Source organism: Pseudonocardia sp. EV170527-09, assembly GCF_008369905.1.
Classification (GTDB): Bacteria; Actinomycetota; Actinomycetes; order Mycobacteriales; family Pseudonocardiaceae; genus Pseudonocardia.
This window is the reverse complement of sequence record NZ_VRMC01000164.1, coordinates 1-5,168: the sequence shown is the minus strand read 5'-3', so window position 1 is coordinate 5,168 and position 5,168 is coordinate 1. Positions and strand designations below refer to the sequence as shown.

At 73.4% G+C, this 5,168-nt stretch carries 10 protein-coding genes; 5 read left to right on the top strand and 5 right to left on the bottom strand.

Annotation, left to right across the window (positions count from 1 at the left end):
- The 3 genes from FVA95_RS27385 to FVA95_RS27375 all read left to right on the top strand — a co-directional run.
- Positions 1-392, top strand: a 392-nt coding sequence (locus FVA95_RS27385; RefSeq protein ID WP_193564271.1) for a transposase, incomplete at its 5' end; no start/stop codon positions are given.
- Positions 393-730: 338 nt separating this feature from the next.
- Positions 731-904 carry a hypothetical protein gene (locus FVA95_RS31835; protein WP_193564432.1) on the top strand — a complete coding sequence of 58 codons (174 nt, stop codon included), beginning with the start codon at positions 731-733 and terminating at the stop codon, positions 902-904.
- A gap of 10 nt (positions 905-914) precedes the next feature.
- Positions 915-1,370, top strand: coding sequence for a cupin domain-containing protein (locus FVA95_RS27375; RefSeq protein ID WP_149666694.1), 456 nt, complete (start codon positions 915-917; stop codon positions 1,368-1,370).
- Here the strand turns inward: FVA95_RS27375 and FVA95_RS27370 are convergent.
- From FVA95_RS27370 to FVA95_RS33315, 4 genes are all read right to left on the bottom strand, one after another.
- Positions 1,312-1,833 carry a hypothetical protein gene (locus FVA95_RS27370; RefSeq protein WP_149666693.1) on the bottom strand — a complete coding sequence of 174 codons (522 nt, stop codon included), beginning with the start codon at positions 1,831-1,833 and terminating at the stop codon, positions 1,312-1,314. The genes FVA95_RS27375 and FVA95_RS27370 overlap by 59 nt on opposite strands.
- A gap of 105 nt (positions 1,834-1,938) precedes the next feature.
- Positions 1,939-2,364: a GNAT family N-acetyltransferase gene (locus tag FVA95_RS27365; protein WP_149666692.1), complete on the bottom strand. Its 426-nt coding sequence runs from the start codon at positions 2,362-2,364 to the stop codon at positions 1,939-1,941.
- A gap of 82 nt (positions 2,365-2,446) precedes the next feature.
- Positions 2,447-2,920 carry an alpha/beta fold hydrolase gene (locus tag FVA95_RS33320; protein ID WP_240051770.1) on the bottom strand — a complete coding sequence of 158 codons (474 nt, stop codon included), beginning with the start codon at positions 2,918-2,920 and terminating at the stop codon, positions 2,447-2,449.
- Positions 2,803-3,204, bottom strand: a complete 402-nt coding sequence (locus FVA95_RS33315) for an alpha/beta fold hydrolase (protein WP_240051769.1) — start codon at positions 3,202-3,204, stop codon at positions 2,803-2,805. Before FVA95_RS33315 ends, FVA95_RS33320 begins: the two co-directional genes overlap by 118 nt.
- Positions 3,205-3,524: 320 nt before the next feature.
- Here FVA95_RS33315 and FVA95_RS27355 point away from each other — a divergent pair, with 320 nt between their 5' ends.
- Positions 3,525-3,794 carry a hypothetical protein gene (locus tag FVA95_RS27355; RefSeq protein WP_149666691.1) on the top strand — a complete coding sequence of 90 codons (270 nt, stop codon included), beginning with the start codon at positions 3,525-3,527 and terminating at the stop codon, positions 3,792-3,794.
- Positions 3,794-4,750 carry a reverse transcriptase family protein gene (locus tag FVA95_RS27350; RefSeq protein WP_149666690.1) on the top strand — a complete coding sequence of 319 codons (957 nt, stop codon included), beginning with the start codon at positions 3,794-3,796 and terminating at the stop codon, positions 4,748-4,750. The genes FVA95_RS27355 and FVA95_RS27350 overlap by 1 nt, the downstream gene beginning before the upstream one ends.
- 26 nt (positions 4,751-4,776) lie before the next feature.
- Here FVA95_RS27350 and FVA95_RS27345 read toward each other — a convergent pair.
- A partial coding sequence (locus tag FVA95_RS27345; protein WP_193564271.1) for a transposase occupies positions 4,777-5,168 on the bottom strand: 392 nt, incomplete at its 5' end.

Below are 5,168 nucleotides of genomic sequence, written 5' to 3'. Positions count from 1 at the left end.
GAGCTATTTACACCGCGTCCACCGCCGATGCCGCTGCAGCCGCGCTGGATGATCTCGATGACGAGTGGGGGCGAGCCTATCCGGCGATGATACGTTTGTGGCGTAACGCCTGGACCGAGTTCGTGCCGTTCCTCGACTACGACATCGAGGTCCGGAGGGTGATCTGTACGACGAACGCGATCGAATCGTTGAACGCCCGCTACCGGCGAGCGGTCCGAGCGCGAGGGCATTTCCCCAGCGAGCAGGCCGCGATGAAATGTCTGTACCTTGTCACCCGCAGCCTCGACCCGACCGGACGAGGCCACACCCGATGGATGATGCGCTGGAAGCCAGTCCTCAACGCCTTCGCCATCACTTTCGGTGACCGCTGGCCGGGCGCCGAGCACTACTGACAACATCGCCGGAACCACCGTTCTCGTTACAGACCCTGATCAATCGCGCAGACCTGACCAGCCGGGTCGGGAGACACGCCCCGGGTGTTGGAGCAGGGCCGCGACCAGCGGCTCGATCGCGAGCACGCACGGCGCGGGCCAGTCGATCGGGCGGCGGCCGGTCACAGGTGGATCCCGCGCATCGCCGCCGTCCCGGTGGCGGCCGTGATGTGTGTGACCCCGGCCGGCAGCCACAGCGCCTGTCCGGGGCCGAGGACCCAGCTGGTGTCGGCGACGGTGATCCGCAGCCCCGCGACTCCCGGCCACCGCTACCCGCGCCCAGCGTCGCGGACCTGGCGATGAATGTGCTGCACCGACGGATCTGCCGTTCCGACTCCTGGTCCGACCGGATGCACGGGACGACGCTGCTGCCCTGGGCCACCCGCGACGTCGACCTGACTGGGGGGCCCGGAGATCCGGCGGAGACCCAGCCGGGTGCGCGGTCGTTCCGGTTCCGGGCCGTCCGCGGCTAGGGTCGGGTGCATGAGCACCGACTGGCGCCACGACGGTGTCCGGGTCATCCCCGGCGACATGCTCGACGCCAACACCCCGCAGACCCCGGGCATGCGCCGGGCCGCGGCGGTCACCGGGGACCGGGTCGGCGCGCAGCGGCTGTGGGCGGGCACCGTCACCATCCACCCCGGGGCCCGCACCGGGGCGCACCACCACGGGGAGCTGGAGAGCGTCATCTACGTCGTCCGCGGCCGGGCCCGCATGAGGTGGGGCGAGAACCTGGAGTTCACCGCCGAGGCCGGGCCGGGCGGGTTCATCTTCGTGCCGCCGTGGGTGCCGCACCAGGAGATCAACGCCCTCGACGACGAGCCGCTGGAGTGCGTGCTGACCCGCTCGGGTCAGGAGCCGGTCGTGGTGAACCTCGACATCACCGGGGTCGAGCAGCCCGAGCACGTGCCGTGGATCGACCCGCTGCACCGGTCCTGAGCAGGCAGACGACCAGCGTCAGCGCCAGCAGGGTGCCCAGGACGAGGTCGACCACTGGCCACACCCGCTCCGACGGGTCGAGCCCCAGGGTGTAGACGGCCAGCGGGTCCACCAGACGCCCGCGGTAGGCGAGCAGCGTCGCCGGTCCCAATGCGAGCACCAGCCCGGCCACCCGGCCGGCGGTGCTCCCCGGTCCCGGGTGGCGCCGCGCCCGCAGCGCGGAGACCGCCAGGAGCACGAGCCCGGCCAGGATCAGCGGGAGCCAGCCGCGCCACAGGCCGACCGGCAGCACCGGCACCGCGGTCCCGTGGCGGAAGACCAGACCCGGCACCTGCTGGGCGACGAGCAGCACGGCGGCGGCGCCGGCGACGACCGGGGTCGCCCGGGACGGCCGGTCGGGCGGTTGTCCCGACGGCTGGCCGGACGACTGCTCGGACGGCTGGCCGGACGACACGCCACTCACGGCGGCCGACGATACGGGGCGCTTGCCCCCGACGGCACGACAGCGCCGACCGCGAGCCGAGACCGCGAGAGCCGCGTAGCCCACCGAGCGCCCACGAGGCGACCGCTACTCGACGTACCGAACCCAGCGTGTCCACTGCTGCTGAGGTGCGTAACCAGCCTGTTCCCACAGCTGTTGGCCATCCTCGTTCGCGTTCAGGACCATCGCGTCGAGTCGCGTCGCTCCGAGAGCCTCCAGACGACGCTGTGCTGCATCCAGCAGAGCGCGTGCGACACCGCGCCGCCGTCGGTCCGGCCGGACAGCCAGGCGGTACAGGTGCGCGCGCCATCCGTCCCAGCCTGCGATGATCGTCCCGACCATCTGGCCGTCCTCGAAGGCGAGGATCAAGGCCTCGGGGTCCCGTTCGAGCAGGGCCTCGATCGCGTGCCGGCGGTCCACAGGGCGGTCGGCGTTCTCCGCCGCGGTCTCCCACAGGGCGAGGACACCGTCGAGGTCGTCGGTCCGCGCCGCTCGTATCACCGGTCGTGGCATGGCCCGAGCGTGCAGCATCGTGGCGCCGCAGTGCACTGTGTGTCGCCGGCGTGTCGGTGTCGCCCGATCCGCACGGGCCGGTTCAGGCGTGACGGCGCGCGACGAGCTCCTCGATCGCCCGGACGACCTGGTCGGGAGCCTCCTCCGGGATGAAGTGGCCGGCACCGACCACCCGGACGTCGAGGACGTCGGCCGCGTCGTCGACGAGGGGACGCACGGCCGCCGCCATGTCGGGGATCGAGCCCTGGTCGCCGGAGATCGCCGCCACCGGCACATCGATCTTCCGGGCGGCCGCGAGCTCGCGGTTGCGACGCGCCGACTCCGGCACGGACCGGTAGTAGGCGAGGATCGCCCGCACCCCGTCCGCCGCGGCGAACAGGCGTGCGTACCGGTCGATCTCGGCATCGGAGAACACGTCGGGCGACGCGGCCTTGTGGGTCAGGAACCAGGCCACGTACTCCCGCTCGTGCCCGCTGATGAGCGTCTCGGGGAGATCGGGCACGAGGTGGAAGGCGAAGTGGGCGAGCTTGTACGCGCTCGCGGGGTCGAGGGCCACGCTGGTGGGCAGGCTGACGCCGGGGATCCCGGCGTCGAGCAGTGCCAGGCCGAGGAGCTCGGGCCCGCCGGACGCGGTCGGGGTGTCGAGGGCGTAGGTGGTGGCGACCCATGCCCGACGTCGTGGGCGACGAGCCAGTGCTCGCCGACCCCGAGGAGCTCGACGGCCCGCCGCACGAGGCGCGCCACGCTGAGGGTGTCGTAGCCGTCGGCGGGCCGGTCGGAGTGCCCCTGCCTGGGCAGGTCCAGGGCCACGACCCGGTGGGTCGCGGCGAGGGCGGGCATGACCCGGTGCCAGGCCCACCAGGTCTGCGGCACGCCGGCCAGGAGTACCACCGCGGGTGCCTCCGGGACGCCACCGTCGACGGCGTGCAGCGTCACACCGTCGACGTCGACCATGTGGTGGGCGAAGCCGTCGAGGACGTCGAACGGCACGTCGACCTCGCGGTGAGCGGACGCGGTCATCATGCTCTCCTCCCTGGGAGCCGAGCGTAGGACAGGTACCGCCCGCTTCCACCGTGGCGGTGGTCGTTCTCCCCGGGCCGGGGCGCCGTGGGCAGGCGCGCGGCTGCCACGGCGTGCTGCACCCGGTAGCGTCGTCGCCGATGCGGCGGCGGACGGACGAGCAGGCGGCCGCCCCGGTTCCGGCCGGGGCCCGCGACTCCGGGGCAACCCCGGGGTGCACCGGCACGATGCAGCACGGCGTCCCGCGCGCGACAGGCACGACAGCGCTGCCCACGGCGCGCGGCGGACGGAGAACACCGGTCGACCCCCGCCGCCGCATCACCCCGCGTTGCGGCCCCGCCGTGCTGCCGGGCCCCGCCGTGCCGTCCGATCCTGCGGTGCGGGACCGCTCGACGGTGCGGGACCGCTGATGGCACCGCACCCGTCGGCGATCGCCACGGCCGCCTGCGCCGGGCCGTGGGGCACGGACCCGCTGACCGAGCGGCTCGCCGGGCTCGGTGGCTGGTCGGGGCCCGAGGAGCTGGCGGGCGTCGTGGGCGCGCTCGTCGCCCGGCGGCGTCGAGCCCCGCGGGGTTCCTCGGCCGGTGTCGAGGCCGAGGTCGCCGCGCTGCTGGCGGGGCCGCGCCGGCACCGCCGGGTCGAGCAGCCCGACCCGGTGTGGCGCCTGCCGGTGCCGCGCTGGACGGATCTGTCCGCCCTGGCCACCGCCCAGCACCTCGACGTCGGCGAGCTCGCCTGGTTCGCCGACCCCGGTGGCTGGTTGCGGCACGCCCCCGACGGCCCGCTGACCCACTACCGGCGGCACTGGACACCGTCGCGCTCCGGGACACCCCGGCTGATCGAGGCACCCGCCCCGCGGCTCGCCGAGCTGCAGCGCCGGGTCGCGCGGAGGGTGCTGGCCCGGATCCCGGTGCACCCGGCCGCGCACGGCCACGTCCGGGGGCGGAGCCCGCACACGCTCGCCGAGGAGCACCGGGCCCGGCCGATGGTGCTGCGCCTGGATCTGGAGGGCTTCTACTCCCACGTGACCGGCGGCCGGGTCGCCGGACTGCTGCGGGTCGCGGGCTACCCGCCCGCCGTCGCCGACACCATCGCCGGCCTGCTCGTGACCGCCACCCCGCCCGGGGTGCTGCGCGCCTGCCCGCACCGGGGCGACCCCGCCACGCGACGACGGATGCTCGACCGCCTCGCCGCACCGCACCTGCCCCAGGGTGCGCCGTCGTCGCCGACGGTGGCGAACCTGCTCACCTACGGACTGGACCGGCGGCTGAGCGGCCTGGCGACCGCGGTCGGCGCCGCCTACGGCCGCTACGCCGACGACCTGGTGTTCTCCGGCGACGCCGCGCTGCCGGTGCAGGGTCTGTAACGAGAACGGTGGTTCCGGCGATGTTGTCAGTAGTGCTCGGCGCCCGGCCAGCGGTCACCGAAAGTGATGGCGAAGGCGTTGAGGACTGGCTTCCAGCGCATCATCCATCGGGTGTGGCCTCGTCCGGTCGGGTCGAGGCTGCGGGTGACAAGGTACAGACATTTCATCGCGGCCTGCTCGCTGGGGAAATGCCCTCGCGCTCGGACCGCTCGCCGGTAGCGGGCGTTCAACGATTCGATCGCGTTCGTCGTACAGATCACCCTCCGGACCTCGATGTCGTAGTCGAGGAACGGCACGAACTCGGTCCAGGCGTTACGCCACAAACGTATCATCGCCGGATAGGCTCGCCCCCACTCGTCATCGAGATCATCCAGCGCGGCTGCAGCGGCATCGGCGGTGGACGCGGTGTAAATAGCTC

Excerpts from the sequence above, each read along its gene's own strand:
- FVA95_RS31835 (WP_193564432.1), top strand. The coding sequence starts at position 731 with ATGAATGTGCTGCACCGACGGATCTGCCGTTCCGACTCCTGGTCCGAC.
- FVA95_RS27375 (WP_149666694.1), top strand. The coding sequence starts at position 915 with ATGAGCACCGACTGGCGCCACGACGGTGTCCGGGTCATCCCCGGCGAC.
- FVA95_RS27365 (WP_149666692.1), bottom strand. The coding sequence starts at position 2,364 with ATGCCACGACCGGTGATACGAGCGGCGCGGACCGACGACCTCGACGGT.
- FVA95_RS33315 (WP_240051769.1), bottom strand. The coding sequence starts at position 3,204 with ATGCCCGCCCTCGCCGCGACCCACCGGGTCGTGGCCCTGGACCTGCCC.
- FVA95_RS27355 (WP_149666691.1), top strand. The coding sequence starts at position 3,525 with ATGCGGCGGCGGACGGACGAGCAGGCGGCCGCCCCGGTTCCGGCCGGG.
- FVA95_RS27350 (WP_149666690.1), top strand. The coding sequence starts at position 3,794 with ATGGCACCGCACCCGTCGGCGATCGCCACGGCCGCCTGCGCCGGGCCG.